The sequence below is a fragment of the Soonwooa sp. genome, assembly GCF_032062245.1.
Lineage (GTDB): Bacteria > Bacteroidota > Bacteroidia > Flavobacteriales > Weeksellaceae > Soonwooa.
Genome location: NZ_DAMBQF010000003.1, coordinates 14,045 through 28,908, shown reverse-complemented (window position 1 = coordinate 28,908; position 14,864 = coordinate 14,045). Strand labels below are relative to the sequence as shown.

General features: G+C 33.3%; 12 protein-coding genes. 6 read left to right on the top strand and 6 right to left on the bottom strand.

What is annotated here, in order from left to right; all coding sequences use genetic code 11:
* The first annotated feature begins 16 nt into the window (after positions 1 to 16).
* Positions 17 to 619 carry an LPS export ABC transporter periplasmic protein LptC gene (gene lptC / locus RT037_RS02890; protein WP_313028036.1) on the top strand — a complete coding sequence of 201 codons (603 nt, stop codon included), beginning with the start codon at positions 17 to 19 and terminating at the stop codon, positions 617 to 619.
* Positions 619 to 1,683, top strand: coding sequence for an anhydro-N-acetylmuramic acid kinase (locus RT037_RS02885; protein ID WP_313028035.1), 1,065 nt, complete (start codon positions 619 to 621; stop codon positions 1,681 to 1,683). Before lptC ends, RT037_RS02885 begins: the two co-directional genes overlap by 1 nt.
* Here RT037_RS02885 and RT037_RS02880 read toward each other — a convergent pair.
* Positions 1,680 to 2,066 (bottom strand): SRPBCC family protein, encoded by a 387-nt coding sequence (locus RT037_RS02880; RefSeq protein ID WP_312321509.1) that lies wholly within the window; start codon positions 2,064 to 2,066, stop codon positions 1,680 to 1,682. The genes RT037_RS02885 and RT037_RS02880 overlap by 4 nt on opposite strands.
* A 35-nt stretch (positions 2,067 to 2,101) precedes the next feature.
* Between RT037_RS02880 and RT037_RS02875 the strand changes: the two genes are divergently transcribed.
* Positions 2,102 to 2,713, top strand: a complete 612-nt coding sequence (locus tag RT037_RS02875; protein WP_312321510.1) for an NUDIX domain-containing protein — start codon at positions 2,102 to 2,104, stop codon at positions 2,711 to 2,713.
* Here the strand turns inward: RT037_RS02875 and murF are convergent.
* Together murF and gldJ are read right to left on the bottom strand one after the other, a co-directional pair.
* Complete coding sequence (murF, locus tag RT037_RS02870; protein WP_313028032.1) at positions 2,708 to 3,979, bottom strand: UDP-N-acetylmuramoyl-tripeptide--D-alanyl-D-alanine ligase; 1,272 nt, start codon at positions 3,977 to 3,979, stop codon at positions 2,708 to 2,710. The genes RT037_RS02875 and murF overlap by 6 nt on opposite strands.
* A gap of 73 nt (positions 3,980 to 4,052) precedes the next feature.
* Entirely contained in the window at positions 4,053 to 5,645 is a 1,593-nt protein-coding gene (gene gldJ / locus RT037_RS02865) for a gliding motility lipoprotein GldJ (protein WP_312321512.1), read from the bottom strand.
* Between the two features lie 156 nt (positions 5,646 to 5,801).
* On the opposite strand from gldJ, the gene porU reads away from it, so the two are divergent.
* The 3 genes from porU (at position 5,802) to RT037_RS02850 (ending at position 13,262) form a co-directional block, all read left to right on the top strand.
* Positions 5,802 to 9,746, top strand: a complete 3,945-nt coding sequence (gene porU / locus RT037_RS02860) for a type IX secretion system sortase PorU (protein ID WP_313028030.1) — start codon at positions 5,802 to 5,804, stop codon at positions 9,744 to 9,746.
* Between the two features lie 51 nt (positions 9,747 to 9,797).
* Positions 9,798 to 10,952 (top strand): type IX secretion system outer membrane channel protein PorV, encoded by a 1,155-nt coding sequence (gene porV, locus RT037_RS02855; RefSeq protein WP_312321514.1) that lies wholly within the window; start codon positions 9,798 to 9,800, stop codon positions 10,950 to 10,952.
* A 63-nt stretch (positions 10,953 to 11,015) separates the two neighbouring features.
* Positions 11,016 to 13,262, top strand: coding sequence for an FUSC family membrane protein (locus tag RT037_RS02850; RefSeq protein ID WP_312321515.1), 2,247 nt, complete (start codon positions 11,016 to 11,018; stop codon positions 13,260 to 13,262).
* 55 nt (positions 13,263 to 13,317) lie between these two features.
* On the opposite strand, the gene RT037_RS02845 is transcribed toward RT037_RS02850, so the two are convergent.
* From RT037_RS02845 to RT037_RS02835, 3 genes are all read right to left on the bottom strand, one after another.
* A complete protein-coding gene (locus tag RT037_RS02845) occupies positions 13,318 to 13,569 on the bottom strand; it encodes a T9SS type A sorting domain-containing protein (RefSeq protein WP_313028029.1) in 252 nt (83 codons plus the stop codon).
* A 180-nt stretch (positions 13,570 to 13,749) separates the two neighbouring features.
* Positions 13,750 to 13,905, bottom strand: a complete 156-nt coding sequence (locus tag RT037_RS02840) for a hypothetical protein (RefSeq protein WP_313028028.1) — start codon at positions 13,903 to 13,905, stop codon at positions 13,750 to 13,752.
* A gap of 229 nt (positions 13,906 to 14,134) precedes the next feature.
* Complete coding sequence (locus tag RT037_RS02835; protein ID WP_313028027.1) at positions 14,135 to 14,749, bottom strand: 4'-phosphopantetheinyl transferase superfamily protein; 615 nt, start codon at positions 14,747 to 14,749, stop codon at positions 14,135 to 14,137.
* Between the last annotated feature and the right edge of the window lie 115 nt (positions 14,750 to 14,864).

The following is a 14,864-nucleotide window of genomic DNA, read 5'->3' as shown; positions in this document are numbered from 1 at the left end:
TTAAGATTTATTACTAATGATTTTTAAAATTAGTAACATATCAAATCATACAGCATTAAGAAACAAAATTCTATTAAGTTTCTTAATGCTTTTTGTTTTACACTCTTGCGACGAAGACATCACAAAACGCGATCGTAAGAAAAACACCAATTTTGAGTCTCAAGTTATCCATAACGCAAAAATTATACAGAGAGATTCGGGTAAGGTAAAAGTGCGATTTGATGCGCCTTTGCTAGAAAAATACGAGTTAATAGACTCGCCTTATGTCGAGGCAAAAAAAGGAATCTATCTAGAATATTTTGATAAAAAAAATCCGAAAGTTCCTGGGAAAATTTGGGCAAAATATGCAAAATATGATGAGAAAAAAGACTTCTATTTTGCGAAAGGTCGCGTAAAAATTGTTACTAATGAAGGTCGAACTTTCGTAACAGAAAGTATTAATTGGGACAAAAAGAACCGAAAAATGTACACCAAAGACACAGTTTTTGTGTCCGATCAAGATGGTAATATTTTGGTTGGTGCCAACGGAATGGTCGCAAAAGACGACTTTACAGAATATACATTCTACAACAACTCAGGTCAATTCAACACCAAAGGTCTTCCTAAAACCGGCTTATAATGGCAACTTCACAGGAGTTTTTCGCACTTGGATTAATGTCTGGGACAAGTCTCGACGGACTAGATTTATGTTATTCTAAATTTTGGAAAAGTGATGAAAATTGGCGTTTTGAGATTTTAGAAACTGAAACAATTCCTTATTCAGAAGCTTGGGAAAATAAACTCCGAAACGCTGTTAACCTCAATGCTGAGGGGTTATTTGAATTAAATTCCGATTATGGATTTCTACTTGGAAAACTTAGCCAAAACTTTATTTCTAAACACAACATTGAAAATTTAGATGTTATCGGCTCACATGGTCACACGATTTTTCATCAACCTGAAAAGAAATTTACACTTCAGATTGGCGATGGTCGCGCCATACAGATTTTAACGAAGAAAAATATCGTTTACGATTTCAGAATGCAAGACGTCTTGATGGGCGGAAGCGGCGCTCCGTTGGTTCCGATAGGTGACGAACTTTTGTTTTCGGAAGTTGATGCTTGTGTTAATCTCGGTGGATTTTCTAATATTTCGTTTAAAAAAGATGAAAAAAGAATTGGTTACGACATTTGTCCCGTCAATATTATTTTAAATTATTTTGCGAAAAAACAAGGTCAAAATTTCGATAAAGATGGCGAATTAGCAAAGCAAGGAAATGTTGATTCGGAACTTTTAAAAAAGTTAAATAACATCGAATTTTACCAATTATCCGAACCAAAATCTCTAGGTTACGAATGGGTAGAATCTCACGTAATGCCTTTATTAAAAGACTTTTCGGATTTAGAAATATTAGCAACTTTTACAGAACATGCTGCTGAGCAAATCGCTATTAATTTAATTCAAAATAACATCAAAACTGCTTTGTTTACAGGCGGTGGAACTCACAACACTTTTTTAATAGAAAAAATTAAAGCAAAAACCAAAACCCAAGTCATTATTCCAAATAGACAAATAATTGATTACAAGGAGGCTTTGATTTTTGCTTTTATGGCTGTCCTAAAAACAAACGGCGACATTAACATACTTTCCTCAGTTACAGGAAGTTCAAACGACCATTCATCAGGGATTTTTCTTAAATTCTAAAGTTGCTCGATTTTATCAGTCAAAGCATCGATAAAGTTTTTCAGGGGTTTTTCAACCATCATTTTGATAAATGGATTGAATTTTCCATCAAATAATAATTGAACTTCAGTTTGATTCTCATTAATTGGGCTCATATTACCAGTCAACGCGAAATCCAAACTAGAACTTGCAGAAACTAAAACAACTTTTTCTTCTGTAACTTCCTGAATCTTAAGCGCAATCTCAGGCATTCCTTTTAATCCAAATTTGAAACCACCTTCTCTCGCTTCAAAATTCTGAAGACTCTCTGGCATCAATGCTTTGTAATCTTCAGCATTCTTAAGCATTTCTGTCAAATCTTTAACCGATTTATTTACGATAATTTTGCGTCCTTCTAGATTCATTTTTCTATTTTTGTATTAATATTAAAGCTACGCAAATGTATAAAGTTTTTATCAATGAAAAAAAATTAATCCTTAGTGAAACGCCTCAAAATGTTGAGCGTAACATAGCATTTGAGGAGAATCTTCAATTTGATATCGCTTTGGATCTTTTGCAGAACACTTCGACCAAAGATGTTGCCATATATCACAACAATCTGGAAGAGCTTTGGCTTAATTATCAACAACATTTTCAAGTTATTGAAGCTGCTGGCGGTATTGTTTTAAACCCTGAAAAGAAAATACTTTTCATCCATCGATTAGGAAAATGGGATCTTCCAAAAGGTAAAATAGAAGTTGGAGAATCTAGTGATATTGCTGCTTTGCGCGAAGTTGAAGAAGAATGTGGACTGACAAATCTAGAACTTCACGAGTTTATTAATTCGACCTACCATATGTACCACATCAAGTCAAAACCTGTCTTGAAAAAAACCTATTGGTATTACATGAAACATGACGGCATTGCTGAACCAAAACCACAAGTTGAAGAAGGCATCACCAAAGTGGAATGGAAAAACAAAGTGGAAATCCAACGCGATGTCGAAACTTCCACTTTTAATAATATTCTTTTAATTCTTACAGATTTTTTATCGAAACACGACATCTCATAACAGGTCGATTGCTCTCTCGAGAGCAATTCCGCGAGATGCTTTTAACAGAATATTGTCTGTTGTTATAGGGTTTTCTTTTAAAAACTCTATTAATTCTGATGTATTTTCGAATGCAAAATCAGTCGTATTTACTTTTTTAAATTCTTTTCCGACAGTAATAATTTTATCAAAACTAAGCGCTTTTGCTTTGTCATAAATTATTTGATGCTCAAGCTCACTTTCTGTACCAAGCTCCAACATATCACCGATAATAATTGTTTTTGAACCTTCAAATTCATTAAAATTATCCAAAGACGCCGACATACTACTTGGGTTGGCATTATATGTATCTAGGACTAATGTTTTACCATCTTTTTTCTGAACTTGCGAACGCATATTACTAGGAAAATAGCTTTCTATCGCTTCTTTAATATCATTAAATGGAATATTAAAATGCAAACCTAAACTAACCGCAGCTGATAAATTAGTGAAATTGTAATTTCCTGTTAAATTAGAAAGCAACTTTTTGTTTTGATAGATTAAACCAACGAAATGATCTTTTGCAAAAATTTCAAAAACATAATCAGAAGTTGGTTTTCCAAAAGAGATTTTGTTAACGTAATCCGTTGTTTTTTCTAATTGAATTGCATCTGCTTCGTTAACTAAAATTGTTTTATCATTTGCTTTTAAATAATCGTACAATTCAGATTTTCCTTTAATAACCCCGTCGAAACCGCCGAAACCTTCAAGATGTGCTTTTCCAAAATTGGTGATATAACCAATGGTTGGTTGCGCAATTTTACAAAGCGCTTCGATTTCTTTTTGATGATTTGCTCCCATTTCGACGACAGCTAATTCATGTTCTGATTTGATGGACAAAATCGTTAGAGGTACACCTATATGATTATTTAGATTTCCAAAAGTGTATTGAAGATTAAACTTTTTTGACAAAACCGTGCTAATCATTTCCTTGGTTGTCGTTTTACCATTGCTCCCCGTTAAACCAATAATCGGAATATTAAGTTGATTTCTGTGATAAATTGATAAGTCTTGTAAAAACTGTAAAGTTGATTCAACAAAGAAAATATTACGGCCAGGATTATTGTATTTAGGATCTTCGACAACAACCGCTAAAGCGCCACTGGTAATAACTTCTTCCGCTTTTTCGGCTGCGTTGTAATTTTCACCAGAGAATGCAAAAAAGATGTCGTTTGGTTGTAGCTTTCTACTGTCAATAATACAGTTGTTAGCCTCTTTATAAAGTTTATAAAATGATTCGATATTCATGTCTCAAAATTAAGATTAAAAAATAATTTCGCATAAAAAAAGCAGTAGAAAATCTACTGCTTTATATGAAGTTTTATCTTTTGCTTCTTTTTCCAGAGTCTTTAGCATCTTGTGCTACACGGAAACCAATCCAACTGAATGTTTTTCCTTCTTCTTTGTATCTTCTGTGTCCTGGATCTAACCAATAAGAAGAGTCTAACCAAGAACCTCCTTTAACAACACGAACTTCGTTAGTTATAGCGGTTGTAACTTGTTTTTTCTGTTTCTCAAGGATTACATTACCATGTTTATCAACTACAAATCCTTTTCTTACTGAATTATACATATTAAATGTACTATCAGAATTTGTACCTGACATATCTAAAGATGATTGATAATCTCCATCTCTATAGTTTCTGTCATCTTGTACAACTTTTCTTTCATATTCTCCAGGAAGACCTCTATAAACTAATTGACCGTTAGCCATGGTATCATATTTAATATCCATATTACCAACTTTTTTATATGTACCGTCAGCATTCTTTTCAGTTTGAACAACAACATTACCTCTATAATAGTTAAAGTCATTGAAGTCTTCATCAATTTGTGGACGATATACATCTGCTACCCATTCTGCAACGTTACCATACATACCATAAATTCCTAAATCATTAGATTGATATTGTCTAACATCAGAAGTTGTAGGAGAACCATCATTCTTCCAACCAGCAACTCCAGAATAGTCACCTCTTGACATTTTGAAGTTTTCAAGATACATCCCTCTATTACGACCTTTTGTACCTTTTAGCTTATCAATTTCTGGTGTCTTGCCTAAATAGTTATTATACTTACGATTTTTTTGCATGCCTAATGCTGCAAATTCCCACTCCACCTCAGTTGGAAGTCTGAATTTTTCCACCATACCAGAAGATGCGCTACGGTTAGCAGCTGCAATTCTTTGAGAAGATGTTTTAATACCAGATTGTTTTTGCAATTTATCTTTATTGATAACTGCATCTAACTCGGAATCATTTGCTTTGTATTTATCCATGCTAAATGTACTTTCACCGTTAAAGTTCGAGTCATTTGCATATAGATCTTTGGATAAAATACCTTTTTGCATTAATGCTTTTTCGTTAGCTCTGTTAGTTAACCAATCACAATATTTGGTAGCTTGTAACCAAGACACACCAACTACTGGATAATAGTCAAATTCTGGATTACGGAAATATGTTTCTGCGTAAGCATTACGAGATAACTTATTATTCCAAACTACAGTATCTGGTAAAGCACCTGAATAGATATTTTTGAAATTCGGATCTGATGGAGGGAATACATACTTTAACCAAGTAACGTATTCTCTATATTCATAGTTAGTAATTTCAGTTTCACCAATAAAGTAAGAACTTACCTGCATACGACGTGGCGTGTTATTCCAGTCATGCATTACATCGTCTTGCACCAATCCCATAGTAAAGGTACCACCGTCAACATACACCATCCCTGGCCAACCTTTCTGCTTTTGCTGTTTGCCAGAGAAAAAGTATCCGTTTTTCTCATTTGGTTTCCATCCCGTTTTACTAGTAAAACGCTTTGTGCCACCACCTTTTTTAGTGTTACCTCCACCACAACTCGCAAGAACTAAAGCTGAGCCAAGGGCAAGTGAAAACAATTTAATTTGTTTCATAGTTGATATAATCATTTACAAAGTACAAAGAAAAAATAAAAATTTCAATTAATCAAATAATGATATGCTTTTTTTCTAACGCAAATAAATAAGTTTTATTGTTATATACCTTTTTATCTAAATTTTCGTTTATTTTGTAAATTGAATATTTTCTAAATGAGAAAGAAATTTTACTCTCTATTACTAGTTGCAATCTCTATCGGTGTATTTGGTCAAAAGGTCAACATACAATGGGAAGGTAGCAAAACATTCGATTATGGCTCTTATAAACAAAGTATGCCTTTTTTTAAAAATGAAGGATACAACGTAGGATCTCGTGGCGTCGTTATTTCTATCGAGAAAAAAAATGACGGCAAAGAAATCCTTGCTAAAAACTTTGTTTGGGAAAAAGCAAAACCAGAAAACTTATTTGATGTTAATCAAGATATTTTAGTTAATACAGACTATTATGACATCAGTTATGAATATAACGACAAACTAAATACTGATGTAGGGGTAGCACATATTCCTGTTCTTAAAAAAGTTAACAATGAGATTTATCGATTAGTTTCTGTTGATGTTGATCTTTCCTCAAAACCGCTAATCTTGCACAAAGGAGCCGATATTGGCACAACAGATAACCCGCTTCAAAGTGGTACATTTTATAAAATAAAAGTTGATAAGTCTGGTATCTTCAAAATTTCTAAAAAGTTTTTGCAAGATAATGGTATTAATGTATCCAGCATTAATCCTAAAAATTTCAGAATTTATGGAAATGGCGGTATTATGTTGCCTGAATATAACCAAGATGCTACATTTTCGTCTTTACAACAAAATGCGATAGAAGTTGTTGGAGAAAACGATGGTGTTTGGAATGATGAAGACTATGCACTATTTTATGCCCAAGGTCCTAACGGTTTTAATCAAACAAAAAGTGCGACTAGAAATGGTAGAACAGAGACAAGATTGGATACAAGCCTTAATTTGGTAAATCTGTATGAAGATTCGTCTTATTATTTTATTAATTTTGACATTGGTCCTGGTAAAAGAATTCAAGAAGATAACATAAATCCACCTTCTACTTTAATAACAAGGTACGACGATTACCAATATATTAATGAGGAGAAATTTAATATCATCAAATTGGGTCGACTTTGGGTTGGTGATTCTTTCACAACTAATAAAGAAGTAAAATTTGACCTTAGAACACCTCTTAAGTCAACAGATCTAATCTTGTATAAAACTAGAGTAGCAGGTTACAACGGCCAAGGTAATCAAATCGAATTTTCTATAAATGGACAAGATACTAAGTCTAGTACAGTAGCGCAAAAAGATGTATCGTTACTGACTTTCAATGGCAGTATAACAAATTCGCCAACATCTAGTATAACTCTTAGCTACAAACCTAATCTTAGTCCTAACCCACTTGGTCAATTTTATTGGGATTATGCTGAAATTGTATATAAACAAGACTTAACCTATAATAACGCAGGTCAATTAGCATTTAGAGATTTTAGTATTAATGAAAAAAGTAATAATACTTACGGGTTTTCGATCTCTAATACCAATGGATTAGAGCAAGTATGGGACGTATCGGACACTACAAATGTTAAGAGAAAACTTAATCAAAGTGGGAATTCAAACGTTTTTAACATTGGTTATCTTGCAAATAGTCCCACTTTCAATAATGAATTTGTAGCTTTTAATCAATCTGCAGCTTTCGCCCCAAGCTTTGTTGGTCGTATTGAAAACCAAAATCTTTCGGCTTTATCCAATGTAGACTATTTGATAATTTCTCCTGCAAATATGATGTCTGAAGCTCAACGTCTAGCCAGTTATCATAGAACAACTAATTCTTATAATGTTGAAATAGTTGATGTTAATAAAATCTATAATGAATTTAGTAGTGGAAGTAAAGATATCACTGCAATTCGTAGTTTTATTACAAAGTTGAATGCTTCTTCTAGCTTAAAATACGTTTTACTCTTAGGAGACACATCTTATGACTTTAAAAACAGAGTTGCAAATAATACAGATATTATCCCAAGTTATCAAAGTGAGAATAGTCAGGACTTTGCGCAAAGTTACGTGACAGATGATTATTTTGTTATGACAAGTCCACAAAGCGCTTCGGATATTTCAAATATTCTTCCCGACATCCCTATTGGTCGATTACCTGCGGCTAACCCATCGGAAGCCAAACTATTAATTGACAAAACTTTAGCATATTATAATGCTCTACCGGGACAATCTTCTCCTTTTGGCGAGTGGCGAATGAAGCTAGACTTTATAGTTGATGATGATGCTGACAATAATGTACCTTTCCATAATACAATGGAAAATGCATTCAAGAGTGCAAATATGGAAAATGGCTATCTTAATCCAACTCCTAGTTTCCCTAATCCACCTATTTTATACCAAAACAAAAGGCCAGAATATAATATTCGTAAACTTTATCTTGATGCCTTCCCTCCAGAAACAAGTGCTGGAGGTCAACGTTTTCCACAGATTAATCAAGCTATTAGTAACGATGTTGGTAATAGTTTATATTTATTCTATTTTGGACATGGTGGTATTAATGGTTGGGCACAAGAACGGGTTTTAACCTCTACTGAAGTTCAAAATTTTAATAATTACACTTCACTTTACAGCAGATTCCCTTTAGTTTCAACAATTACATGCGAATTCACGCTTTGGGATGAGCCAAATACTAATTCTGTAGGAGAACAAATTATTAAATTAAAGTCCGGAGGGGCGGCTACAATGATTACTTCTAGCCGAGCAATCGCTGTGACTTATGGTGAAGATTTAACATCACTTTTTACTGCAAGTATTTTTGATTTAAATCAAGACGATTTCTATACTCTTGGTCAAGCCTTTTTAAAAGCTAAAAAAATAAAAGGAAAAGATATTAATCACTTACGTGTTAACTTTCTTGGCGATCCAGCAATGAAATTATCGCGTCCAAAACGCTTATTAAAAATTGATAACATCGACACGCCTGAAGATGGTAAAATTCGAGCTTTAGATTTTGTTAAAATAAAAGGACGTGTTACAAAAGCTGATGGAAGTCTAGATAGTAACTTCAATGGTCGTGTTGTTATTAATATTTTTGATAAAAAATTAACAAAAAAAACAAGAAATAACGATAATCAACCAAAAATGAATCCTACAATTAGCTTTAGTGAAGAAGGGAGTCCTATTGTTAAAGCGTCCGGTAAAGTAGAAAACGGAAATTACATTGTAGAATTTTATGTTCCGAAAGATATCAATTATACAGATGGAGATGGTCGTATATTAGCCTATGCAGATAACTTTGTTAAAGGTAATACCACTGCATATGATGTATTTACAAATCAAGCTCAAAAAATTGGAGGAATTAATCCTAATGGAGTAAACGACTCAGAACCACCAAAAGTACAGTTGTATATGAATAATACCAACTTTGCTGATGGAGGTATTACTGATCAAAATCCTAATCTGTTAGCCTGTGTTACGGATAATATTGGTATTAATTCCACTGGTTCCGGTATTGGACATGACATCACGGTCTTATTAGATGGCGAAGTTATAAACACTAAAGTTCTTAATGACTACTTCACTTCTGGTGAGAGTAATGGTTGTATCAATGCAAGTTTAGCAGACTATCAAAAAGGTAGCGTAACTTATCCGTTCCGTGATTTGAAACCTGGACAACACCAATTAACATTTAAAGTTTGGGACATCAACAATAATTCTACAAGCTCTACGTTAAACTTTGTAGTGAAAGATGAAAGTCAACAACAATTGGTTATTAATCGACCTCTTAACTGGCCAAATCCATTTACCAATAAGACATATGTACAGTTTGAGCATAATTGCGACGATATATTGGATGTTAATGTTCAAATTTTTACTATAACGGGTAAATTAGTAAGAACATTAACCAACTCGATCACTGCAGAACCATTCTTAGAAGGTTACAGAACACCTAAACAAGCTATCGAATGGGATGGTAAAGACGATTTTGGTGATAGTGTTGCAAAAGGAACATATATTTTTAAGATATTTGCAAAAAGCCAAAATCAAGACAAATGTAAAGGCAGTGCAACAGCAGTCGAAAAAATGGTATTATTAAAATAACTAAAGAATAAAAATATTAAAACGGTAAAATTTACCACTAACTAACTAATTATGAATTTGACAAAAAAACTCTTTTTAGGTTTGGGATTAGGAATAAGCATTGCTGCCTACTCTCAATCTGACTACACAGTACTAACAGGAGCTCCTTTTTTAAGAATTTCACCAGACGCAAGAGCAGGAGGTATGGGAGATCAAGGGGTTGCGACATCTACAGATGTTTTCTCACAATTTTGGAACGCTGCAAAATATCCTTTTGCTAAAAATACTTCGGGGGTTGGGGTTAACTATACACCTTATATGAGTAAGTTAACAAACGACGTTTTCCTACTTTATGGTTCATTCTACACGTTTTTAGGTGACGACGAAAGATCAACGTTGAGTGCAAGTATCTATTACTTCAACATGGGACAAGTTGACTTAACATCTTTAGTGGGTAACGAAGTTATCTCTGGAGGAACAACTAAACCTAATGAATTTTCATTAGACGTTGCTTATGGTCTTAAGCTTTCTGACAACTACTCTATGGCTGTTACTGGGCGTTTCATTAGATCAGATTTAGGTGGAAGTTTCAACACAGATAACACACTAAAACCAGCTAATACTTTTGCAGTTGATGTATCTGGTTACTTCAGATCTCCAAAACATCAAAGTATCGGTGATTACGAAGGACGTGTTAACGGAGGTTGGGCTATACAAAACCTTGGACCAAGATTAGACTACACAGGTGATGAAAACTCTAGATCATATCTACCAACAATGGCAAGATTAGGTGTAGGTTATGACTTATTTATTGATGATCTTAACAGATTTAGCATCAGTGGTGAAGCTTCAAAACTATTAGTACCAGGTCCAGAAGTATCTGATCATGATGCTAATGGAAAACCAATTTACACGATCCCTAACGTGGGTGTTATGGAAGGTATCGGAAAATCTTTCGGTAACAAAAAAAGTATTATGTTCTCAGGAGCTGCAGAATATTCTTACGATGATGCATTTGCAATCCGTGCGGGTTACTTTACAGAAAGTCCTGAGCAAGGTGCAAGACAGTATGCAACAGTTGGTGTAGGTCTTAAGTATCAATCTTTTGGATTAGACTTATCTTATCTAATTAATATGTCAAAAGTTAACAGTGCTTTGGACAACACTCTTAGATTTGGTCTAACTTGGAATATTGGAGGCGAAACTTACAACTCTCAAGATTATTAATCTTTATCCAAATATTATTAAAAATGCCTCTGTTATGAGGCATTTTTCTTTTATTTTTGTTATATGAATTATACTTCGGAACTCAAAAAATTTTTAACAAGCCAATATATTTTTGCAGGGACAAGAATTGCCTTGGCTATTGTTATTCCGAGTATTATTCTAGCGCATTTTGGCTTATTGCAAGAATATTTTCTTTTCCCGATGGGGACAAGTTTTGTAGGGCTTACCGACCAACCTGGACCCTTTGTAAGACGACGTAACACTTTAGCTTTTGCTGTCATTTCTTACTTTTTTGTAGCCTTAATAGCCAGTCTCGTCAAAGATTTCCAAATTATCGTTTATTTAGAAATCATTCTTTTTGGGATGTTCTTTTCGCTAATTGGCGTTTACGGAACACGACTTGCTGGCGTTGGATCATTATCTTTAGTCGTCCTCAGTATCTTTATTGATGGACATCTGACGGGACATGATGTTATTAAAAGTTTAATCATATTTCTCGGAGGTTGTATTTGGTTTGTCATTGTATTTTTGGTGGTCTCGACTTTACAACCTTATAAATTAGCGAGTCAAATGGTGGGCGAAAACTATCTAGAACTCGCCGATTATTTAAGAATAAAAGCTAAATTTTATCGTAAAAACCAAAATGTTGATACACTTATCAGTCAGCTTATTTCGCAACAGATAAAAATAAAAGACCAACAAGAGGCTACACGAGAGATGGTTTTTAAAACCAGAAAAATCGTCAACGAATCCACAACGCAAAGTCGAATTTTGATGTTGATGTTCCTTAATTCTATTGACCTTTACGAGAAACTTTTCACCTCGGAGAATGATTATAGAAAACTAAATCATGTTTTTGGAGAAACCAAAATTCTCAACATGATGCACGATTATTTGAACAACATGGCCAACGAAATCACCAATATCGGTATTGCGTTGCAAGGTAGTATTAGAACAAAAGAGCAATTTAATTTTGATAAAGCTTTAAAAGAAATTTACCACGAGTTTTACGAACATCGTCTTAAACAAATCAATTCGGATAATCTAGAAGACTTTATGCTTCTCCGCCAAGTTTTGATGCGTATAACGGACGTAACGGACGAAGTGAAAACGATTTTCCGAGTTTTTGATCAGGATGTTAAATTGGCGAAAAGTCTTTCCACAGGTCTTGATCTCAACAAATTTGTTCCTAAAGAAGAACGTCTTAATCGGAAAGTGCTTTTGAGCAATATATCGTTAGATTCTGGACATTTTCGTCATGCTGTACGTGTGACTTTAGCATTGTTTATTGGTTATCTTTTTTCTAAAATGGAATTTTTAGGAATTGGTCATGCTTATTGGATTATGATCACTATTACAGCCATCCTAAAACCTTCCTATAGTACGACAAAACATCGCAATCTTCTTCGACTTTACGGCACTATTGCAGGTGGAGTCGCAGCTTATATCGTTTTGTATTACATTACGGATCATAGCATTTTGTTAGCAATTTTATTGACGACAATGACTCTATGTTTCAGTCTTTTAAAATCAAAATATTTTTGGGCAGTATTTTTCATGACCATTTATGTTTTTTTATCCTTTAATTTTTTACGTCCGGGTAATGTCAACCTCATCTTCAAAGACCGAATTATAGATACTGCTATTGGAGGCGCTGTTACATTTTTGGTCGCTTATTTTGTTTTCCCTGTTTGGGAACATACTCAGAATTTACAATTGATGAAAAAATCCGCAAAGAGCAATTTGGAATATTTCCGTGTGGTGATGGATCTTTTCATTAATAAAAAAGAAAATGATGAGCAATATCGTCTTAGAAGAAAAAATGCTATTATCGATCTTGCCAACCTATCGGATAACTTCCAAAGGATGATTTCGGATCCGAAAGATCAACAAAAAAAATTGGAAACTGTGCATCAATTTGTGACGACTTCTCACCTATTGACCGCCTATACAGCTTCGCTTTCGCAATATGCAAAAAATGAGGATCAATATCCTGAGATTGACAGCCAAAGTTGGAAAATAAAAATTTCATCAGAATTAATTAGAAGTAATTCTCTTTTACATAAAGAAGAATTCGATCATGATATTATCGACCAAAGCAAAATAGAACCCGACGATCACGTTGACGAATTACTCGAAAAACGCAGACGCGAACTTGACGAAAGCGAATACAAAGATCATCGTGATCCTACAAAAATTAGTCATTTAACAGAGTTAAAAAGTATTCAGGATTTGTTAGAACTGATATATGATGTTGCTAAAGACCAAAGAAGAGTGGTCGAAAATTACTACAAAAGTAAATCCGAATAAAAAAGCTGACTCATCTCTGAGCCAGCCTTTGACAAATAATATATAATAGTATTTTCTATTTAACGATTACTTTCGATGTTATAACAACAGAATTAGTAGTCAGTTTAACAATATAAAGACCCTTAACAAAAATAGCGGAAGATATTTTATTTGTATTCGAAGCAACACTCACCAAATTACCAACAGCGTTATAAACCTCGGACTTATCAGCTTTTTCTAAACTTCCAATAACTTGCGACTTATCATCATAATAGATTTTCACTTTATTTTTAGCAACATCCGTCGTCGCCAAAGTTGCTAGCGGCAAATCGTAAAACTCTGTTGTAATATCTTAGTTGTCAGCACGATAAATAACAGCTAATTTTTTAATGTCAGTTTCTGTTTCATCTCTCACAAAACAACTAGAGATTACATCGCCATAAGAAGAATCTCCTTTTGCAGAGAAAATCGGCGTTTGATAGTCTTTAGTTACACTGTATTCATTATACTACTTAGTACCTGTTGGGAATTTATATTTATGAAGGTAAGTGAATTCAACATCATTATCATTGTTATAAATAGTTGGCGATAAAGTTTCAGAATTCAAAATAGGCATAAACATTTGTGGATCTGTACCGATGTTTAGTTTAATTTCTTTTTCCATAATTATTCTTCGAAAAAGAGAATTAGAAGAAAAGGAATTTCTAAAATAAATCACATTCTTATCAATAAATAAATAAATAAATAAATATTGGATTTAGAGTTCGAAAAGTTTAGAAATAGACTTCAGGAAAGTATAAAATTCGAAAATCCTTTTCATTAAAATCATCTATTTTTCTTTTCAAAAATATAGAAGCATTTCCATGAAATCAATAAATTAACTTTTAAAAAAATTACTCCAAAACCACCGAAAAATAATAATCATCAATTTTTCGGACTTTCACTTGGAAGTAATCTTCAAAATTATGATCGTAAACGCGTGCTTTAACTGTGAAATCTTCCGTCGTCCGAAAGCTTTGGATATCGTAATGTTTCTTTAAAGACCAATATTTGGAATGATGGATTTTGTATAAAGCTTCCTTCACACTCCATATGCTTGTTAGATAATCGACCTCCCGATTGTTATCAATAAAGTCGTTCTCATGAAGAATAAATTTATGGCGAATAAGCTTAATTTTTTCTTTTTTAAGTTCGAGATCGATACCGATTTTGCACTTCGAAATTCCTATCGCCGCCAAAGGGAAAGAATGACTTATCGAAATATTAAAATCTTGGGGTTCTAGAAATGGTTCGCCATTGTCTCTGTAAAGGATTTTATGATTGGGCATAATCTGTTTTAGCATTTTACGAACCATCAAAACCTCTTTTATTTTCTTAGGATGATACTCTTTAACTTTATTATAATTCTCCTTTTCTAACAAAGTATCCATATCCAAAACCTCTTGTTCATCATATTTCCAAACAAGAAGTTGTGCTTTATCATCCGAAAAATCTCTGTACAAAGGCATAGAAAAAATTTAGATTGCAAAATTACAAAATCTTAAACCTGAAACTAAATTAAAGCTTAAAAAACTCTCAATCTTAAAATATCATTAAAATTTTATTATTAGCATTTTTTTAACA

Coding starts and splice junctions, on each gene's coding strand:
- murF (WP_313028032.1), bottom strand. CDS start 3,979: ATGAATATCGAATCATTTTATAAACTTTATAAAGAGGCTAACAACTGT.
- lptC (WP_313028036.1), top strand. CDS start 17: ATGATTTTTAAAATTAGTAACATATCAAATCATACAGCATTAAGAAAC.
- RT037_RS02885 (WP_313028035.1), top strand. CDS start 619: ATGGCAACTTCACAGGAGTTTTTCGCACTTGGATTAATGTCTGGGACA.
- porV (WP_312321514.1), top strand. CDS start 9,798: ATGAATTTGACAAAAAAACTCTTTTTAGGTTTGGGATTAGGAATAAGC.
- RT037_RS02835 (WP_313028027.1), bottom strand. CDS start 14,749: ATGCCTTTGTACAGAGATTTTTCGGATGATAAAGCACAACTTCTTGTT.
- porU (WP_313028030.1), top strand. CDS start 5,802: ATGAGAAAGAAATTTTACTCTCTATTACTAGTTGCAATCTCTATCGGT.
- gldJ (WP_312321512.1), bottom strand. CDS start 5,645: ATGAAACAAATTAAATTGTTTTCACTTGCCCTTGGCTCAGCTTTAGTT.
- RT037_RS02840 (WP_313028028.1), bottom strand. CDS start 13,905: ATGGAAAAAGAAATTAAACTAAACATCGGTACAGATCCACAAATGTTT.
- RT037_RS02880 (WP_312321509.1), bottom strand. CDS start 2,066: ATGAATCTAGAAGGACGCAAAATTATCGTAAATAAATCGGTTAAAGAT.
- RT037_RS02850 (WP_312321515.1), top strand. CDS start 11,016: ATGAATTATACTTCGGAACTCAAAAAATTTTTAACAAGCCAATATATT.
- RT037_RS02875 (WP_312321510.1), top strand. CDS start 2,102: ATGTATAAAGTTTTTATCAATGAAAAAAAATTAATCCTTAGTGAAACG.